Annotated in this window: 15 protein-coding genes and 2 pseudogenes; 6 read left to right on the top strand and 11 right to left on the bottom strand. The window is 64.7% G+C overall.

The genetic code is table 11. The annotated features are described in order from the left end of the window. Nucleotides 1-131 precede the first annotated feature (131 nt). From ggt to chvE, 11 genes and pseudogenes are all read right to left on the bottom strand, one after another. Entirely contained in the window at nucleotides 132-1,856 is a 1,725-nt protein-coding gene (gene ggt, locus JANGC3_RS0119415; protein ID WP_017878156.1) for a gamma-glutamyltransferase, read from the bottom strand. Between the two features lie 34 nt (nucleotides 1,857-1,890). Then, nucleotides 1,891-2,118 (bottom strand): annotated as a pseudogene (locus JANGC3_RS33905) (aminotransferase class I/II-fold pyridoxal phosphate-dependent enzyme); the annotation flags it as partial. 177 nt (nucleotides 2,119-2,295) lie between these two features. Then, nucleotides 2,296-2,691: an SMU1112c/YaeR family gloxylase I-like metalloprotein gene (gloA2, locus tag JANGC3_RS0119405; protein WP_017878154.1), complete on the bottom strand. Its 396-nt coding sequence runs from the start codon at nucleotides 2,689-2,691 to the stop codon at nucleotides 2,296-2,298. Between the two features lie 158 nt (nucleotides 2,692-2,849). Beyond that, nucleotides 2,850-3,584 (bottom strand): Crp/Fnr family transcriptional regulator, encoded by a 735-nt coding sequence (locus tag JANGC3_RS0119400; RefSeq protein ID WP_026133200.1) that lies wholly within the window; start codon nucleotides 3,582-3,584, stop codon nucleotides 2,850-2,852. 263 nt (nucleotides 3,585-3,847) lie between these two features. Continuing rightward, nucleotides 3,848-4,291: a hypothetical protein gene (locus tag JANGC3_RS0119395; RefSeq protein ID WP_198292042.1), complete on the bottom strand. Its 444-nt coding sequence runs from the start codon at nucleotides 4,289-4,291 to the stop codon at nucleotides 3,848-3,850. A 21-nt stretch (nucleotides 4,292-4,312) separates the two neighbouring features. Beyond that, entirely contained in the window at nucleotides 4,313-4,567 is a 255-nt protein-coding gene (locus JANGC3_RS34160) for a hypothetical protein (protein ID WP_017878151.1), read from the bottom strand. 2 nt (nucleotides 4,568-4,569) lie between these two features. Next, a pseudogene (locus tag JANGC3_RS31780) lies at nucleotides 4,570-5,143 on the bottom strand (HipA N-terminal domain-containing protein). A gap of 38 nt (nucleotides 5,144-5,181) precedes the next feature. Beyond that, nucleotides 5,182-5,442, bottom strand: a complete 261-nt coding sequence (locus JANGC3_RS0119380; protein WP_017878149.1) for a helix-turn-helix domain-containing protein — start codon at nucleotides 5,440-5,442, stop codon at nucleotides 5,182-5,184. Between the two features lie 169 nt (nucleotides 5,443-5,611). Next, nucleotides 5,612-6,859 (bottom strand): multiple monosaccharide ABC transporter permease, encoded by a 1,248-nt coding sequence (gene mmsB / locus JANGC3_RS0119375; RefSeq protein WP_017878148.1) that lies wholly within the window; start codon nucleotides 6,857-6,859, stop codon nucleotides 5,612-5,614. Next, complete coding sequence (mmsA, locus tag JANGC3_RS0119370) at nucleotides 6,849-8,387, bottom strand: multiple monosaccharide ABC transporter ATP-binding protein (RefSeq protein WP_017878147.1); 1,539 nt, start codon at nucleotides 8,385-8,387, stop codon at nucleotides 6,849-6,851. Before mmsA ends, mmsB begins: the two co-directional genes overlap by 11 nt. Nucleotides 8,388-8,493: 106 nt before the next feature. Further along, the gene (chvE, locus tag JANGC3_RS0119365) at nucleotides 8,494-9,561 is read right to left on the bottom strand and encodes a multiple monosaccharide ABC transporter substrate-binding protein (RefSeq protein ID WP_017878146.1); all 1,068 of its coding nucleotides are present in this window, start codon (nucleotides 9,559-9,561) and stop codon (nucleotides 8,494-8,496) included. A gap of 415 nt (nucleotides 9,562-9,976) precedes the next feature. On the opposite strand from chvE, the gene JANGC3_RS0119360 reads away from it, so the two are divergent. The 6 genes from JANGC3_RS0119360 to JANGC3_RS0119335 all read left to right on the top strand — a co-directional run bounded on the left by JANGC3_RS0119360 (nucleotide 9,977) and on the right by JANGC3_RS0119335 (nucleotide 18,105). Further along, nucleotides 9,977-11,716 carry an IlvD/Edd family dehydratase gene (locus tag JANGC3_RS0119360; RefSeq protein WP_017878145.1) on the top strand — a complete coding sequence of 580 codons (1,740 nt, stop codon included), beginning with the start codon at nucleotides 9,977-9,979 and terminating at the stop codon, nucleotides 11,714-11,716. 24 nt (nucleotides 11,717-11,740) lie between these two features. Continuing rightward, nucleotides 11,741-12,733: an AraD1 family protein gene (araD1, locus tag JANGC3_RS0119355; RefSeq protein WP_017878144.1), complete on the top strand. Its 993-nt coding sequence runs from the start codon at nucleotides 11,741-11,743 to the stop codon at nucleotides 12,731-12,733. Between the two features lie 108 nt (nucleotides 12,734-12,841). Then, on the top strand, nucleotides 12,842-14,419 hold the full coding sequence (locus JANGC3_RS0119350) for an aldehyde dehydrogenase (NADP(+)) (RefSeq protein WP_017878143.1): 1,578 nt from the start codon (nucleotides 12,842-12,844) through the stop codon (nucleotides 14,417-14,419). Nucleotides 14,420-14,423: 4 nt separating this feature from the next. After that, entirely contained in the window at nucleotides 14,424-15,206 is a 783-nt protein-coding gene (locus tag JANGC3_RS0119345) for an SDR family NAD(P)-dependent oxidoreductase (RefSeq protein ID WP_409031220.1), read from the top strand. Between the two features lie 171 nt (nucleotides 15,207-15,377). After that, complete coding sequence (locus JANGC3_RS0119340) at nucleotides 15,378-16,604, top strand: maltoporin (RefSeq protein WP_017878141.1); 1,227 nt, start codon at nucleotides 15,378-15,380, stop codon at nucleotides 16,602-16,604. A 319-nt stretch (nucleotides 16,605-16,923) separates the two neighbouring features. Further along, on the top strand, nucleotides 16,924-18,105 hold the full coding sequence (locus JANGC3_RS0119335; protein ID WP_017878140.1) for a fumarylacetoacetate hydrolase family protein: 1,182 nt from the start codon (nucleotides 16,924-16,926) through the stop codon (nucleotides 18,103-18,105). Nucleotides 18,106-18,132 lie beyond the last annotated feature (27 nt).

Below are 18,132 nucleotides of genomic sequence, written 5' to 3'. Positions count from 1 at the left end.
GACAAGGCCGCCCGTCCTGTATCGCATGGATTGCGCGCCCGCGCGCTGCGCGCGCTCAAGTAAAGGCGTGCATGCGCGAGCGCGCCGCGCCGGCTTGGCCCCTTGGGGCGCCAGCCGGCGCGGCGGACGCCCTAGTACCCCAGCGCCTGGCCGGTGTTGCGGCGCGGGTCGTTGGCGCCGTAATAGCGGTTGGCGCCGCGCGGCTTGCCGCCCAGCGCGGGCGCGCCGACGATGATGGCGGCGACGTGGTTGGCCGGCTGCGCCGCGCCCAGGTTGTGGCCCATGCCGCCGAGGAGCTTGGCGGTGTCCGGGCTCAGGCCGAACGGTTCGACGTTGGTGACGTCCGGCAGCCATTGCTGGTGGAAGCGCGGCGCGTCGACGGCTTCCTGGATGTTCATGCCGTAGTCGATGACGTTGAGCAGCGTGTGCACCACGGCGGTAATGATGCGGCTGCCGCCCGGCGTGCCGACGATCAGCACCGGCTTGCCGTCCTTCGTGACGATGGTCGGGCTCATCGAGCTGAGCGGCCGCTTGCCGGGGGCGATGGCGTTGGCCTCGCCCTGCACCAAGCCGTACATGTTCGGCACGCCGACTTTGACGGTGAAGTCGTCCATCTCGTTGTTGAGCAGCACGCCGGTCTTGGCCGCCGTCACCTTCGCGCCGAACCAGTCGTTCAGCGTATAGGTGACCGAGACCGCGTTGCCGTCCTTGTCGATGATCGAATAGTGCGTGGTGTTACTGCCCTCGTGGGGTTCGACGCCCGGCTTGATGTCCTTCGACACGCCGGCCTTGAGCGGGTCGATCGCCGCGCGCACCTTGGCCGCGTAGGCCTTGTCGGTCAGCCGCTCGATCGGATTCTTGACGAAGTCCGGGTCGCCCAGGTAGCTGTTGCGGTCGACGTAGGCGTGGCGCATCGCCTCGATCTGCAGGTGCACCGCGCTGGCCGAGCGGTAACCCATTTCCTTCAAGGGATAGGCTTCGACGATGTTCAGGATCTCGCAAATGACCACGCCGCCCGAGCTTGGCGGCGGCGCCGACACCACGCGGTAGCCGCGGTAGTCGCATTCGACCGGCGCCATCTCGCGCACCTTGTACTGGTCCAGGTCGGCCTGCGTCAGGATGCCCTTGCCGGCGGCGCTGGAGGCCACCAGCGCGGCGCCGACCGGACCCTTGTAGAAACCGGCCGCGCCGTTGCGGCTGATCAGCGCCAGCGTCTTGGCCAGGTCGCGTTGCACCAGCTTCTGCCCCTGTTCGAACGCGGCGCCGCGGTGGAGGAAAATCGCCGCCGACGGCGCGTCCTTGCGGAAGTCGTCGGTGGCCGTTTGCAGCAGGTCGACGTCGCCCTCGCCCAGCACGAAGCCGCGCCCGGCCAGCGCGATCGCCGGCGCCAGCAGCGCGGCGCGCTTCATCGTGCCGTATTTCTCCAGCGCGTACTGCATCCCCGCCACCGTGCCGGGCACGCCGACGGCCAGGTGGCCGCGCGAGCTGAGGCCCTTGACGACGTTGCCGTCGGCGTCCAGGTACATATTCGCGGTCGCCGCCAGCGGCGCCTTCTCGCGGAAGTCGAGGAAGGTCTTGCGCCCGTCGGCCAGCTGGATCGTCATGAAGCCGCCGCCGCCGAGGTTGCCGGCGGCCGGGTAGACCACCGCCAGCGCGTAGCCGACCGCGACGGCGGCGTCGACCGCGTTGCCGCCCTTTTTCAAGACGTCGACGCCGATTTGCGAGGCCAGGTGCTGGGCCGATACGACCATGCCGTGCTGCGCCGCCACCGGCGCCAGCGAGGCCGCCTGCGCGCAGTAGCAGCAGAGGGCGGCGGCGGCGGCGATCAGGGTGCGGCCGAATACGGGGTTGTTCATATGCTTGGTACTCCTCGGGTGGGTGGCTGGGTGTCTATGCCGGACGGCCGGCGGCGCCGGCCTCCGCGGAAAATAGTTGGTGCAGCGCCTGCACCAGCGCCTGGCATGGCGCGTCGGTGCCGATGGAAATGCGCGGGAACTGCTCGATGCGCGGCTTGCGGAAGTGGCGCACCAGGATCTTGCGCTCGCGCAGCGCCGCTTGCGGCCGCGCCGCGTCGTGCCGGCCGTGGCGGGCGAAGACGAAGTTGGCGGCCGACGGCAGCCCCTCGCTCGACCAGGCCGGCGACGGCCGGCTGCTCCCCCGGCACGTACGGTTCCAGCCGCTCGACGCCCTCGCTGCAAAACTTCCGCATGCTCGTTCCTGTTTATGTTGTGCTTATTGTTCTGCCCGAGGGCCGCATACGCCCTTGGTTTTAAACGAGCCAGCGACGCCTCGGCATTACGCGCCGGCGGGCGCCTCGTACAATTCCAGCGGCAGCTGGTCCGGGTCGGCGAAGAACACGAAACGCCTGCCGGTGTATTCGTCGACGCGGATGTCCTCGACGGCGACGCCCTTGGCTTCCAGTTCGCGCTTGCACTGGGCCACGTCGGCGACCTCGAACGCCAGGTGGCGCAGCCCGCGCGCCTCCGGATAGGACGGCCGCGGCGGCCGCTCGGGGAAGGAAAACAACTCGATCTGCCCGCCGTCGGGCAGGCCAAGGTCGAGCTTGTACGACTGGCGCTCGGCGCGGTAATGCTCGGCCACGATGCGCAGCCCCAGGCATTCGGTATAGAAACGTTTGGAAACGTCGTAATTCGAGCAGATGATCGCTGCGTGGTGGATACGGCTCAGCATGGCTCAATAATAAATCAACAATGATGCGCTTACTATAGCGTGCTGCGCGGCACGCAACAAGGGTGTACCGTTGAGCTTGTAGCCGGACGCGTGTCGCGCGCGCGCCGCGTTGCGCAAAAAAGGCAGCCGAGGCTGCTTTTTTGCGATCCTTGCCGCGCCTATACGCTGAGCGCCGCCGCGTGGACGTTGCCGATGTCGGAAAACAGCCGGTCGACCTCGGCCTTGACGGCCGAATAGCAGCCGCACACCGCCATTTTCAGGCCGGAGCGGTCGAGCACTTCGATATGCCCGCGGCGGTTGCTGATCAGCCCGGCGCGTTGCAGGCTGACGGCGGCCTGCATCACGCCCTCGCGGCCGGCGCCAAGCAGGGTGGCGCTGAGCTCCTGGGTGATGGCGAGCGAACTCGACGGCGAACGGTCCAGGCTGAGCAGCAACATGCGGCACAGTTGCTGTTCAACCGAATGCTGGCGTTGGCAGGCGGCGGTGTGCTCCATCTGGCTGGTCAGCACTTTCGCGTAGCGCAGCATCAGTCGCAGCACCGGCCCGCCGCTGTTGTATTCCTGCTGCATTACGCGCGCCTTCAGCCGGTAGGCCAGCCCGGCGTTCTGCACCACGGCCCGGCTGGGCGCGACGGCGCCGACCAGCAGTTGCGAGATGCCGACGATGCCCTCGTTGCCGACCACGGCGATTTCGGCCAGCGCGCCGCCGGCGGTGTCGCCCAGCAGCGATACCACCGCCGTCGTCGGAAAGTATACGTGCTCGGCCGGGCTGGCGGCGTCGAACAGGGGTTCGCCCAGCGGCAGGGGCACCAGTTCCAGGGCCGGCGCCAGGCGTTCGAAGTCGGGCACCGGCAATGCGGCGATCAGATGGTTTTGTGTCGGAGTGTGAGTCATATGCCATCCTTATCGTCATGGAGTGCGTGCCGGCGTGGACACCCGGCACACCGGTTTTTCAATGTGAGCGGTACGATATCATGGAGAAACTGTGTTCTACGAGAACTTTTCGTTAGCAAACGTAACATGTCTTCCGCTGACAACGGGCGCCGCGCGCTCGATGCCGCGCAGCTGGCGCGCGCGCGGCCGCGGCGCCGTGTCGATGACGAGGAAACGGCGTGGTGGGGCTACCGCGCGGCGCTGTTGGGCCGTCAGCGGCACGCTTATTTCGCGCACAAGAAGCGGACGATGGCGAACGCCAGCGCGAACAGGTAGGCGTAGGCGAAGCGGTCGATGCGCAGCACGGCGTCGCCGCGGCGGGCGCGCCACGCGCCGATTTGCGCCATCGCAAAGCCCACCAGCACCGGCGTGACGATCAAGTTCAGGATTTGCAGCGGCTTCTCCCTCAGAAAATGGGATTCCACGATAAACAGGCTGATGAAGCCGGCCAACAGGCCGAAAAGCGCATAGCCGAGCGCCGCAAGCCAGGGATTGGGGGGCCGCCGGAACGGTTCCGCCAGCGAATGGAATCCGAGTTCGGCCAGCGCTTCGAGCACCAGTTGAAGCAGGCCCTCGCCGATAAGTTGAAGGAGGAATTCGAGCATGGCAGGAGCGCGCGGGTTAAATTGATTGCCCATTGTATCGATGAATCGGGCCCGCAACGCCACCGGCCCTGCCGGATCGAACAGTTATTCCTGGCTGGAGAGGCGGGCGGCGGATACGCGCAGGCCGTCGAAAATAGCTTTGGCCAAGCCGGCGGGAAAATCCCGCGGGAGTTCCGCCGCGACCCGGTCGATCACGTCCGGTGTCTGGGCGATCAGCTCGTCAACCAGCTTATCGGGCGAGTCGCCATAGCCGCATTTTTGCAGGGTCGTCAAGATGTGGCGGCGTTGTATGCCGTCCGCAAGATAATGCCGGTTCTTGCCGAGCCAAGCCATCGCCATTTTTACCTTTCGGCGCGGCGATTGCCGACCGGGCCTAGCGGCAACTTGAAGATATGGGTGGTTGGGGTCGTCCGCAGCGGTTTGCACCAGGCACCGCTATGCCAAATCAATGCGGTCTTTTTTTGGGCGCCGGCAATAGAGAGGCGCAAATCGTCTTCATCCTCGGGCACCAGGGCGCCCGGAGCAGCGACTGTACGTTGCAAGAGATGTTCAACGCCACTGTCGTCCAAGGGAAGCGCGTCGACGCTGTCGAATCCTTCGGGCGCTTCGCCCGGCGGTAGAAGTTGGATGGCCCCAACACAATCGCGGCCTACTGCGGCCAACAGTTCAAAGGCTCCGGTGTCCGAAGCCTTGAATTTGGACTGCAGACGTTTTCGGATGATGTCGCTATCAGGCAGATAGGTTATCGAAAAAATCGTCGACAACCTTGCCGCGGACGCAAGGGTTGCTGCGGATCGCCGGCAGGGACAGCGAAAGGGCGCGCAAGGCAGGGGAGGCAAACCAGCTTTCAGCATAGGTAAGCGATGGTTCGCCGCGTGCGGACACGCTCCAGGCGCCTACTTGCTCTCCGTTCATCCAGACGATCAGCGTCTGTGTTTTTGATGGGCGTCCCATCACCAATCCGACTGTTGGGCCGAGGCTGTTTCGCTGGACGCATCGACTTTTTCCTGGATCGTCATTTCCAGCCCCAGTGCGCCCATGATGCGGATTAAGCGCTCCACGGTCAGACGGCCTGGATTGAGTTCAAGAACGGACAGACGCGCCTGACTGATACCGGCTTTCTGGGCAAGCTGTTCTTGCGTCCATCCTTTGGCCTTGCGATGGCCTTGCAATAGATGGCCTAGCTGGTTATCTGTGGAAATGAGCTGCTTCATCTAGCAATTCCTGGAATACGGCTATTTAAAATATATTCTAAAAACGAATAATAGCAATATACTTGTATTGCGAATAAAAATACAATATTCGTATTGCGAATAAAAAACGCCCGATGCAAGCAACGGGCGGAAGGGGGGAGGGACTACAATCGAGGTCTACTACTCGGCGTTACTTGTTCTTGTTGAACACGTCCACGAACACGGCGGCCAACAGCACCAGTCCCTTGATCACTTGCTGGTAGTCGATGCCAATGCCCATGATCGACATGCCGTTGTTCATCACGCCCATGATGAAGGCGCCGATGACCGCGCCCATCACCTTGCCGACGCCGCCCGAGGCCGAGGCGCCGCCGATGAAGCAGGCGGCGATGACGTCGAGTTCGAAGCCGGTGCCGGCCTTCGGCGTGGCCGTGTTTAGGCGCGCCGCGAACACCAGGCCGGCCAGCGCCGCCAGCATGCCCATGTTGACGAAGGTGTAAAAGCTGACGCGCTCGGTCTTGATGCCGGACAGCTTGGCCGCCTTTTCATTGCCGCCGACGGCGTAGACGCGGCGGCCCAGCACGGTGCGGTTGCTCACGAAGGTGTACGCGACGATCAGCACCGCCATCACCACCAGCACGTTCGGCATGCCCTTGTAGGTGGCCAGCAGGTAGCTAAAGCCGACGATGACGGCGGCGAACACGGCGTTTTTGGCCAGGAAGAAGCCGTACGGCTCGTTTTCCATGCCATGCTTGAGTTGCCTGGCGCGGGCGCGCAGCGCCGTGTAGAGCAGGGCGCAGGCGGCCGCCACGCCCAGCAGCAGCGACAACATGCGCAGGTCGGCGTGGGCGAACGGGTCCGGCAGGAAGCCGGAACTGAGCATCTGGAAGCCCTGCGGGAACGGGCCGACCGACTGGCCCGCCAGCAGCGCCAGCGTCAAACCCTTGAACACCAGCATGCCGGCCAGCGTGACGATGAACGAGGGGATGCGGAAGAAGGCGACGAAGTAACCCTGGGCGCCGCCGATGAGCGCGCCGGCGGCCAGGCAAATGATGCTGGCCGGGACGAAGTGCATGTTGAAGTTGACGATCAGCACCGCCGCCAGCGCGCCGATGAAGCCCACCACCGAGCCGACCGACAGGTCGATGTGGCCGGCGACGATGACCATCAGCATGCCCAGCGCCATGATGACGACATAGCTGTTCTGCAGTACCAGGTTGGTCAGGTTGAGCGGCTGCATCAGGGTGCCGTCGGTCATCACCTGGAAGAAGCCCATGATGACGATCAGCGACAGCAGCATGCCGTAGTCGCGCATATTGTTTTTGAGGAAGCCGGCGTAGCTTTTCGCGGCCGGGGCGGCCGGCTTGCCCTGCTGTCGCGCCTGCTCCACGGTGACGGCGGCCGGTTCGGCGGCGTCGGTGGCGAATTTATTTCCCATACTTGTCTCCATGTTTGACGATCGCACGCATGATGTTTTCCTGCGATGCGTCTGCTGCGCTAAGTTCTGCTGCGAAACTGCCTTCGTTCATCACGTAGATCCGGTCGCACATGCCGAGCAGTTCCGGCATCTCCGACGAGATCATGATGATGCATTTACCCTCCGCGGCTAGGTCGCTGATGATGCTGTAGATCTCGTACTTGGCGCCGACGTCGATGCCGCGGCTGGGCTCGTCGAGGATCAGCACGTCGGGCCGCGAAAACAACCACTTCGCCAGCACCACCTTCTGCTGGTTGCCGCCGGACAGGTTGACCACCCGCTGCAGCACGCTCGAACAGCGGATCTTCAGCTGGCGGCGGTAGTCGTCGGCCACGCCGAACTCGCGCTCCTCGTCGACCACCAGCCGCCGCGACACGGCCGCCAGGTTGGCCATGCTGACGTTCTTCTTGATGTCCTCGTCGAGCACCAGACCCAGGCCCTTGCGGTCCTCGGTGACGTAGGCGATGCCGTGGGCGATCGCCTTGCCAACCGTGCCGACGTCGATTTCCCGGCCGTTCTTGAATACCCTGCCGCTGATGCGCTGGCCGTAGGAGCGGCCGAAAATGCTCATCGCCAGCTCGGTGCGCCCGGCGCCCATCAGGCCGGCGATGCCGATGATCTCGCCCTTCCTGGCGTGGAAGTTGACGCCCTTGATGACTTCTCGGTCGCCGTGCTCCGGGTGGAACACGCGCCAGTCGCGCACCTCGAAAATGGTGTCGCCGATGCTCGGCGTGCGCGGCGGATAGCGGTCGGCCATCTCGCGCCCGACCATTTTTTCAATGATGCGGTCTTCGCTGATGCTCTCGGCGCGGCAGTCGAAGCTGTCGACCGTGTTGCCGTCGCGCAGCACCGTAATGGCGTCGGCGACGCGTGAAATTTCGTTGAGCTTGTGCGAAATGAGGATCGAGGAAATACCTTGTTCCTTCAACTCCAGCAGCAGCGTCAGCAGGGCCGCGCTGTCGCTCTCGTTCAGGCTGGCGGTGGGCTCGTCGAGGATCAACAGCTTGACGTCCTTGCACAGCGCCTTGGCGATTTCGATCAATTGCTGCTTGCCGACGCCGAGGTTGGTGACCAGCGTTTCCGGCGACTCGTTCAAGCCGACTTTCTGCAGCAGCTCGCGGGTCTTGCGCTGCGCCAGCTCCCAGTCGATGACGCCGAAGCGGGCCGGCTCGTTGCCGAGGAAAAGGTTCTCGGCGATCGACAGCAGCGGCACCAGCGCCAGCTCCTGGTGGATGATGATAATGCCGACCGCTTCGCTGTCCTTGATGTCGCGGAACTGCCGGGTCTGGCCCAGGTAGTCGATGTCGCCGGTGTATTCGTGGTGGGTGTAGACGCCGCTGAGGACCTTCATCAGGGTTGACTTGCCGGCCCCGTTTTCGCCGACGATCGCGTGGATCTCGCCGCTGCGTACCTTCAGGTTGACATTGTCGAGCGCGACGACGCCCGGGAACGTCTTCCTTATCCCGCGCATTTCCAGGATAGTGTTCATAGAATGACCTGTCTCGATTTTGATATTGTGGCGCGCCGTACACCGGGGACAGACCACGATTTCGGAGAATGTTTCTCCGAAATCGTGGTCTGTCCCCGGTTTTCGCTTACTTGACTTGGGCTTCGGTGTAGTAGCCGCTGCCGGTGACCAGTACTTCTTTCCAGTTCGACTTGTCGACGGTGACCGGTTTCAGCAGGAACGACGGCACCACTTTGACGCCGTTGTTGTAGGTCTTGGTGTCGTTGATGACCGGCGCTTTGCCGCTCAGCATGGCGTCCACCATGTTCGCCGTCACCTTGGCCAGTTCGCGCGTGTCCTTGAACACGGTCGAGCGTTGCTCGTTGTTGAGGATCGACTTGACCGACGGGATCTCGGCGTCCTGGCCGGTGACGACCGGCATTGGTTGCTTCGGCGTGCCGTAGCCGACGCCCTTCAGCGACGACAGGATGCCGATGCTCAGGCCGTCATATGGCGACAGCACCGCGTCGACGCGGTCCTTGCCGTAGTAGGCGCTCAGCAGGTTGTCCATGCGCGACTGGGCGACGGCGCCGTCCCAGCGCAGGGTCGCCACTTTTTCCATGCCCAGCTGTTTGCTGCGCACCACCAGCTTGCCCTTGTCCATGTACGGCTTCAACACCGACATGGCGCCGTTGTAGAAGAAGTGGGCGTTGTTGTCGTCGGCCGAGCCGCCGAACAATTCGATGTTGAACGGGCCTTTGCCGCTCTTCAGGTCCAGCGCTTTTTCAATGTAGGCCGCTTGCAGCACGCCGACCTGGAAGTTGTCGAAGGTGGCGTAGTAGTCGACGTTTTTCGTGCCGCGGATCAGGCGGTCGTAGGAAATCACCTTGATGCCCTTGTCGGCCGCTTTTTGCAGCACGTCCGACAGCGTGGTGCCGTCGATGGCGGCGATCACCAGCACCTTGGCGCCCTTGGTGATCATGTTTTCCACTTGCGCCAGCTGGTTCGGGATGTCGTCGTCGGCGAATTGCAGGTCGGCCTTGTAGCCGCGTTCCTTGAACACCTTCACCATGTTGTCGCCGTCGGCGATCCAGCGCATCGACGATTTGGTCGGCATCGAAATGCCGATCGGACCCTTGCTCTGGGCGGCGGCGTACGGTGCCACGGCGACACCGCCCAGCAGCATGCCGGCGATGATGAGTTTGACTGTTTTCATTACTTGTCTCCAGATTGTTGTTGATTTGGATCTTTTTCAGGCTCGCACCGACGATCAGTTTTTATGCGATGCAACGATACTAATTTGGTCTCCGATATCTTTCTAATGATTTTTTAATGCCATTCGATATCTAAACGGATATGTCGGCTCTTCAAGCAAGGGCAAGGGCTGGCGCCACACCCGCGGGTCCGGCCCCTCGCCGGCACGCGCCTGTGCTGTGCGCTCGATTTACCTCGTGTACCGATGCTGCGCGGGCAAGCACTTTGGTGTTGGGTGATAGATATCAAATCGGGTATCGGGAAGCGCAAAAAATTGATTAGAAAGATATCAATGGACGCTTTAGTATTCCCTACACATCAGCCTGGCTGTCGATAAGGGTCCGGCCTCGCAAGCAAACATCAAAGGGAATACGGAAATGTCGGAAAAGAAAAAAGTGGCGCTGCGTTCGGCTGAATGGTTCGGCACGCAAGACAAGAACGGTTTCATGTACCGCAGCTGGATGAAGAACCAGGGCATTCCCGACCACGAGTTCCAGGGCAAGCCGATCATCGGCATCTGCAACACCTGGTCCGAGCTGACGCCCTGCAACGCGCATTTCCGCAAGCTCGCCGAGCACGTCAAGCGCGGCATCCTGGAGGCGGGCGGCTTCCCGGTCGAGTTCCCGGTGTTTTCCAGCGGCGAGTCGAACCTGCGTCCGACCGCCATGTTGACCCGCAACCTGGCCAGCATGGACGTCGAGGAATCGATCCGCGGCAACCCGATGGACGCCGTCGTGTTGCTGGTCGGTTGCGATAAAACCACACCGGCGCTGTTGATGGGCGCCGCCAGCGTCGACATTCCGACCATCGTCGTCAGCGGCGGCCCCATGTTGAACGGCAAGTTCGAGGGCAAGGACATCGGCTCCGGCACCGCCGTCTGGCAGTTGCACGAGGCGGTCAAGGCCGGCGAAATGACGATGCACCAATTCATGTCGGCCGAATCGGGCATGTCCCGTTCGGCGGGGACCTGCAACACCATGGGCACGGCGTCGACCATGGCTTGCATGGCCGAGGCGCTGGGCACCTCGCTGCCGCACAACGCGGCCATTCCCGCGGTCGACTCGCGCCGCTATATTCTGGCGCACATGTCCGGCATCCGCATCGTCGAAATGGTGTTCGAGGACCTGCGCCTGTCGAAGGTGCTGACCCGCGAGGCGTTCGAGAACGCCATCCGCGTCAACGCCGCCATCGGCGGTTCGACCAACGCGGTGATCCACCTGAAGGCCATCGCCGGGCGCATGGGCGTGCCGCTGGAGCTGGAAGACTGGACCCGGGTCGGCCGCGGCACGCCGACCATCGTCGATTTGCTGCCGTCGGGGCGTTTCCTGATGGAAGAGTTCTATTACGCCGGCGGCCTGCCGGGCGTGATCCGCCGCATGGGCGAGGGCGGCCTGGTGCCGCACAAGGACGCGCTGACCGTCAACGGCAAGAGCCTGTGGGACAACTGCGCCGAGGCGCCGGTCTACAACGACGAGGTCATCCGCCAGCTCGACAATCCGCTGCTGGCCGACGGCGGCATCTGCATCCTGCGCGGCAACCTGGCGCCGCGCGGCGCCGTGTTGAAACCGTCGGCGGCCTCGCCGGAGCTGATGCGCCACCGCGGCCGCGCCGTGGTGTTCGAGGACTTCGACCATTACAAGTCGCGCATCGTCGACCCCGACCTGGACGTCGACGCCAGCTCGGTGCTGGTGATGAAGAACTGCGGCCCGAAAGGTTATCCCGGCATGGCCGAGGTGGGCAACATGGGCTTGCCGCCGAAGCTGCTGGCGCAGGGCGTCAAGGACATGGTGCGCATCTCGGACGCGCGCATGAGCGGCACCGCCTACGGCACCGTGGTCTTGCACGTGGCGCCGGAAGCGGCCGCCGGCGGGCCGCTCGGCATCGTCCAGGACGGCGACTGGATCGCGCTCGACTGCTACGAAGGCAGCCTGAACCTGGACATCGGCGCCGACGAGATGGCGCGCCGCCTGGCCGAGCGCGCCGAGCGCGCGGCGCCGAGCATGAAGAGCGGCTACCAGCAACTGTATATCGACCGCGTGCTGCAGGCCGACGAAGGCTGCGACTTCGACTTCCTGGTCGGCCACCGCGGCTCCGCCGTGCCCAAGCATTCGCATTAAAAATACACTATCAGGAGACACACCATGTTGTTGGTACAGTTTAAGGACCCGCAGGGTCGGCGCCGCGCCGGCGTGCTGGAGCAAGACACCATCCGCGTCATCGACGGTTTCGACTCGACCTACGCGCTGGCCCGGGCGGCGATCCGCCGCGGCGGCGGGCTGGCCGCGCTGGCCGCCGAATCGGTCGGCGCCGCCACCTGCTCCTACCAGCAAGTGGCCGCCGAAGGCCGCCTGCTGGCGCCGCTCGACCATGCCGACCAGGCGCACTGCTTCGTCACCGGCACCGGCCTGACCCACCTGGGCAGCGCCGACGCGCGCGACGCCATGCACAAGAAAATCGACGGCGACGTCGGCGCGCTGAGCGACAGCATGAAAATGTTCCGCCTCGGCGTCGAAGGCGGCAAACCGGCGCCGGGCCAACTCGGCGCGCAACCGGAGTGGTTCTACAAGGGCGACGGCTCGGTGGTGGCCGCCAGCGGCCAGCCTTTGGCCATGCCCGACTTCGCGCTCGACGGCGGCGAAGAGCCGGAAATCGCCGGCCTGTACGTCATCGACGACAACGGCCAGCCTTGCCGCGTCGGCTATGCGATCGGCAACGAATTCTCCGACCACGTCACCGAGCGCCAGAACTACCTGTACCTGGCGCATTCGAAGCTGCGCGCCTGCGGCGTCGGCCCGGCGCTGTTGGTGGGCGAACTGCCGGCCCACGTCGCCGGCACCTCGCGCATTTACAGCGCCGACGGCGCGCTGCGCTGGGAAAAGCCGTTCATCAGCGGCGAACAGAACATGTCGCACAGCATCGCCAACCTGGAATACCACCACTTCAAGTATCCGCTGTTCAAGCGGCCGGGCGACGTCCACATCCACTTCTTCGGCACCGCCACGCTCAGCTTCGCCGACGGCGTCAGCGTGCAGCCCGGCGAAACCTTTGAAATCGAAGCGCCGGCGTTCGGCCCGGCGCTGCGCAACCAGCTGGTGCTGAAGGAACTGGCGCAGGCGCCGGTGACGACGCTATGACACGACGGTTTTGATTTTGACTTCGTAGGTCGGGTTACGCCGCGCTAAGCCGACCTACGAACTGCGAACGGTCAACACAAGCACACATTTTTTATGACGGGAACAACAGTGAATATTACAGGCCAGGCCTTAATCGGCGGCGACGGCGTGACGGGAAGCGGCGCTTCCTTTTTGGCGTTCGACCCCACCAGAGGCGCGTCCATCGAGCCGCCCTTCCACACGGTGTCGGCGGGCCAGATCGCGGCCGCGTGCGCCGCCGCGCAGGGCGCCTTCGACGCCTTCCGCGCCACCGCCGACGCGGCGCGCGCCGCATTTCTGGAAGCCATCGGCGCGCAGATCGTCGCGCTGGGCGACGACTTGATCGTGCGCGCGATGGCCGAGAGCGGCCTGCCGCGCGCCCGCCTTGAAGGCGAACGCGGCCGCACGGTCAACCAGCTCAAGCTGTTCGCCGACCTGTTGCGCGAAGGTTCGTGGAACGACGTCCGCATCGACAGCGCGCTGCCGCGGCGCACGCCGCCGCGCGCCGATTTGCGCATGCGCATGATCGGCCTCGGCCCGGTCGCCGTATTCGGCGCCAGCAACTTCCCGCTGGCGTTTTCGGTGGCCGGCGGCGACACCGCCGCCGCCCTCGCCGCCGGTTGCCCGGTGGTCGTCAAAGGCCATCCGGCCCACCCCGGCACGTCCGAACTGGTTGGCCGCGCCATCCAGCTGGCGGTGCGCGAGTGCGCCATGCCGGCCGGCGTTTTCTCCCTGTTGACCGGGGTCGGCAACGCGGTCGGCGAAGAATTGGTACGCAACCCGGCAATCCAGGCCGTCGGCTTCACCGGCTCGCGCGCCGGCGGCATGGCCTTGATGGCGATTGCCGCCGCTCGCTCGCAGCCGATCCCGGTGTACGCGGAAATGAGCAGCATTAACCCTGTGTTCGTATTACAACAGGCATTGGCCGCCAGGGGCGATGAAATCGCAATTGGTCTTATCAATTCGCTTACAATGGGGGTAGGACAAATCTGTACCAACCCCGGCCTGGTGCTGGGCATCCAGGGGCAGGATTTCGAGCGTTTTTGCGCCAGCGCCAAACAGGCACTGGGCGGCGCTCCAGCGGGAACCATGCTGACACCGGCGATTGCCGGCAACTATCAGCGCGGCGTGCGGCATCTGGCGAACCATGCGGACGTGTCCGCTTTGCTGGACGCGGCGCCCGGGCAGGCCGACGGCAAAGGCCAGCCCGCCATGTTTCTTACCAGTGGCACGGCATTCTTGGCGGACCCGGCGTTGTCGGAGGAAATCTTCGGCCCGGCCACGCTGATGGTCGCCTGTAGCGACCCCGAGCAGATGCGCCAGATCGCCGAGAGCCTGGAGGGGCAGTTGACGGCGACCTTGCAGATGGACGCCGGCGACGTCGACGCCGCCCGCCAGTTGCTGCCGATTCTGGAGCGCAAGGCCGGCCGCATCCTGGCCAACGGCTTCCCGACCGGGGTCGAGGTGGTATCGGCGATGGTGCACGGCGGGCCGTTTCCGGCCACCTCGGACGGGCGCAGCAGCTCGGTCGGGACCGCGGCGATCCAGCGTTTCCTGCGCCCGGTGTCGTACCAGAACCTGGACCAGGCTCTGTTGCCGCCGGCCCTGCGCGATGCCGCCGGCAACGGCGCCTGGCGCCGCCGCGACGGCCAGCTGGTACGGGAATAAGAACATGGAGAGCAAGAACATGAGCCAGATGGCCAGTTACGCCAGTTTGAAGGGCAAGCGGGTGTTTGTGACGGGCGGCGGCAGCGGTATCGGCGCTGCCCTGGTCCGCGAATTCGCGGCGCAGGGCGCGCTGGTGGCCTTCGTCGACATCGCCGTCGAGTGTAGCGAGGCGCTGTGCGCGCAGGTGGCGGCGCACGGCGCGACGGCGCCGCTGTTCCGCCATTGCGACATCACCGACATCCCGGCCCTGCAGGCGGTGATGGCGGAGCTGGCCGGGCGCATCGGCGACTTCGACGTGTTGGTCAACAACGCCGCCAACGACCAGCGCCACCAGCTCGAGAACGTCACGGTGGAGTATTGGAACGAGCGCATCGCGATCAACCAGCGGCCGATGTTTTTCACCTGCCAGTCGGTGTTGGAGGGCATGAAGCGCAAGGGCGGCGGCTCGATCATCAACGTCAGCTCGATTTCCTGGCACGTCAAGGGCGGCGGTTATCCGGCCTACGCGACCTCGAAGGCGGCGGTGGTGGGCCTGACCCGCGGCCTGGCGCGCGACTTGGGCGCGCACGGCATCCGCGTCAATACGGTGACGCCGGGCTGGGTGATGACGGAGCGCCAGATCGAGCTGTGGGTCGACGACGCGGCCGAGGTAGAGATTAAGAAGAACCAGTGTTTGCCGGGCAAGCTGATGCCGGCGCACATCGCTTCGATGGTGATGTTCCTGGCGGCGGACGATAGCGCCATGTGCACATCGCAAGAGTTTATCGTCGACGCGGGCTGGTGCTAGGGAGCAATCCCTCCTTGGCGCCAGCTGTTTTAACGTTTTTTGTAGTGCCTGGTGGTGCGAAGCGCTCTTGTTCCCTGAAAGCGTAACGGGCCACTCGTACCCCCCGCAGTAAAAGCGTCGTCAAAAAACAGTCCACAGGACTTTATAACCTAGATTCGCAGGAGACTTTACATGCAACAACTGTTCAAAAAAACCTTAGCCGTCGCCGCCGCCCTGGCTTGCTGCGCAACCACGGCCCACGCCGGTGACGCCGAAGGCACATTTAGCGGTTACTTCCGCGCCGGCGTCGGCAGCAACGACGCTGGCGGCAGCCAGGCTTGCTTCGGCCTGGAGGGCGTACCGAAATACCGTTTCGGTAACGAGTGCGACCTGTACGGCGAATTCGGTTACACCAAGGAACTGGCGAAATCGGCCAACGGTTCGAGCTTCGTCGGCACCGTCATGACCTCGATCTACAGCCCGACCTCGGACGTCGGCAGCGACAACAAGCTGGAACTGGCGCAGATGATGGTGGAAGCGAAGAACGTGCCGTTCCTGCAAGGCTCCACGGCCTGGATCGGCAAGCGTTTCTACGACCGTCCCGACATCCACGTGCTTGACTTCAAATACCTGCACGGCGACGGCGTCGGCGGCGGTATCGCCGGTATCGCGATGGGCCCGGGCAAGTTCAGCTACGCGCTGTTCCGCAACGACATCAACCAGAGCGTCGCGGCGACCCGCCACAGCTTCATCTACGAAGGCATTCCGGTCAATCCGGGCGGCTCCCTGAAACTCGACGCGACCATCATCAGCGGCGACCAGAAAAACGACAACGACGCCAAGCGCGTCGAAGACGGCTGGTCGTTCTCGGTGGTGCACAAGCAAGACAAGCTGCTGGGCGGCGACAACACGCTGGCGCTGCAATACGGTAGCGGCTCGGGCATCAAAATGGGCGGCACCGACACCGGCGCCTCGTCCGACGTCAAGCGCACCCGCATTTTCGACAACATCATCTGGCAAATCACGCCGGAGTTCAGCGGTTCGCTGGTTGGCCTGTGGCAGCGCGACAAGGACAACGGCGCCAGCTCCACCTGGACCTCGGTCGGCGTGCGTCCGGTCTACGCGATCAACGAAAACGTCAAGCTGATCGTCGACTTCGGCCACGACACCGTCAAGCCGGGCAACGGCGGCGAAACGCAGAAGCTGACCAAGGTCACCTTCGCGCCAGCGCTGACGCAGGGCAAGGGTTTCTGGGCCCGTCCTGAACTGCGCGCCTTCGTTACCTACGCCAAGTGGAACGACGCCGCGCAAAAAGCCGCCGATATCAGCAACAAGGGCAGCACGCTGTCGTCGACCGGCGTGTTCGGCGGCTCGACCAGCGGCACCTCGTTCGGCCTGCAAGTCGAAGCCTGGTTCTAATGCCGTAGCGGCGACGCCGGCCCTTGGCCCTGCTTGGCTCTTTCCGAGCGGCGTCGTCTAGCAACATCAAAACCGGTTGCAAAAGCCGGGTTCGGACCTGAAGGTCCGAACCCGGTTCTTTGCCGCCGGTTTTCCGCGTGTTCCCGCGGCACCTCCATTCCTTATTCCCCGCCGTTTTTTCGCCCGTCCCCGGCCCTTTTGCGCCCGCAATAATCATGAGCCGGATTGGTGATTTTCATAATTGCGGCACCCGCCCGCTGCGCGCAGAATCGTTCCGGTCCGATCATTCAAGCCGCTTCAACCGCACATGGGAAAGTCTATGCAAGCTATCGCCGCCGCCTCGTTGTTACCCGCCGATTCACACCACGCCGTCCTGGTAGGCCGGGTCTGGCGCGGCGCCCCCGTCGACGGCCCGTGCGTGGTGGCGGTGCGCGCCGGCGAGGTGTTCGACATCACGGCGGCGGCGCCCACCGTGGCCGACCTGCTCGACAGCGCCGACCCGGTCGCGCTGGCCCGCCACGCCCCCGGCGAGTCGCTCGGTTCGGTGCTGGCGCTGCTCGACAACGCGCTGCTGGCCCAGCCCGAATCCGGCGCGCCGCTGCTGCTGGCGCCGTGCGACTTGCAGGCGATCAAGGCCTGCGGCGTCACCTTCGCCGTCAGCCTACTGGAACGCGTGATCGAGGAGCAGGCCGGCGGCGACGCCGCCCGCGCCGCCGAGCTGCGCGGCGCCCTGCAAGCGACGCTGGGCGCCGACCTGTCGGCGCTGCGTCCCGGCTCGACGGCGGCGCTGAACCTGAAGCGGGAGCTGCAACAGCGCGGCGCCTGGTCGCAGTACATGGAAGTGGGCATCGGCCCCGACGCCGAGGTGTTCACCAAGTCGCAGCCGATGTCGGCCGTCGGTTGCGGCGCCGACGTCGGCCTGCACCCGGATTCGCAATGGAACAACCCGGAGCCGGAGATCGTGCTGGCGGTCGACAGCCGCGGCCGGGTACGCGGCGCCGCGCTCGGCAACGACGTCAACCTGCGCGACGTCGAGGGCCGCAGCGCGCTCCTGCTCGGCAAGGCCAAGGACAACAACGGTTCCTGCGCGATCGGCCCCTTCATCCGCCTGTTCGACGGCGATTTCACGCTCGACACCATCCGCAACGCCGAAGTGACGCTGCTCATCGAGGGCGCCGACGACGGCTTCCGCCTCGACGGCGCCAGCTTCATGCGCGAAATCAGCCGCGACCCGCTCGACCTGGCCGGCCAGGCGTACGGCAGCCACCACCAATACCCGGACGGCTTCATGCTTTTCCTCGGCACCATGTTCTCGCCGATCCAGGACCGCGACGCCGCCGGCGCCGGCTTCACCCACCACCTGGGCGACCGCGTCACCATCGCCACCGCGTCGCTGGGCGCGCTGGTCAACCACGTCCGGCGCTGCGACGCGATACCGGCTTGGACGCTGGGCGTGCGCGCGCTGTATGCCAGCCTGGCGCGGCGCGGCCTGCTCAATTAGGCGGCGCGCCGGCTCGCAAACGAAGCG

This window comes from Janthinobacterium sp. CG3 (genome assembly GCF_000344615.1).
Taxonomy (GTDB): Bacteria; Pseudomonadota; Gammaproteobacteria; order Burkholderiales; family Burkholderiaceae_D; genus Janthinobacterium.
Note: the sequence above shows the minus strand (reverse complement) of the source record. Positions and strands in the feature narration are given on the sequence as shown.

Excerpts from the sequence above, each read along its gene's own strand:
- JANGC3_RS0119360 (WP_017878145.1), top strand. The coding sequence starts at position 9,977 with ATGTCGGAAAAGAAAAAAGTGGCGCTGCGTTCGGCTGAATGGTTCGGC.
- JANGC3_RS0119345 (WP_409031220.1), top strand. The coding sequence starts at position 14,424 with ATGGAGAGCAAGAACATGAGCCAGATGGCCAGTTACGCCAGTTTGAAG.
- mmsB (WP_017878148.1), bottom strand. The coding sequence starts at position 6,859 with ATGGGAAATAAATTCGCCACCGACGCCGCCGAACCGGCCGCCGTCACC.
- chvE (WP_017878146.1), bottom strand. The coding sequence starts at position 9,561 with ATGAAAACAGTCAAACTCATCATCGCCGGCATGCTGCTGGGCGGTGTC.
- JANGC3_RS0119335 (WP_017878140.1), top strand. The coding sequence starts at position 16,924 with ATGCAAGCTATCGCCGCCGCCTCGTTGTTACCCGCCGATTCACACCAC.
- gloA2 (WP_017878154.1), bottom strand. The coding sequence starts at position 2,691 with ATGCTGAGCCGTATCCACCACGCAGCGATCATCTGCTCGAATTACGAC.
- mmsA (WP_017878147.1), bottom strand. The coding sequence starts at position 8,387 with ATGAACACTATCCTGGAAATGCGCGGGATAAGGAAGACGTTCCCGGGC.
- JANGC3_RS0119340 (WP_017878141.1), top strand. The coding sequence starts at position 15,378 with ATGCAACAACTGTTCAAAAAAACCTTAGCCGTCGCCGCCGCCCTGGCT.
- JANGC3_RS0119400 (WP_026133200.1), bottom strand. The coding sequence starts at position 3,584 with ATGACTCACACTCCGACACAAAACCATCTGATCGCCGCATTGCCGGTG.
- JANGC3_RS0119380 (WP_017878149.1), bottom strand. The coding sequence starts at position 5,442 with ATGAAGCAGCTCATTTCCACAGATAACCAGCTAGGCCATCTATTGCAA.
- ggt (WP_017878156.1), bottom strand. The coding sequence starts at position 1,856 with ATGAACAACCCCGTATTCGGCCGCACCCTGATCGCCGCCGCCGCCGCC.
- JANGC3_RS34160 (WP_017878151.1), bottom strand. The coding sequence starts at position 4,567 with ATGGCGATGGCTTGGCTCGGCAAGAACCGGCATTATCTTGCGGACGGC.
- araD1 (WP_017878144.1), top strand. The coding sequence starts at position 11,741 with ATGTTGTTGGTACAGTTTAAGGACCCGCAGGGTCGGCGCCGCGCCGGC.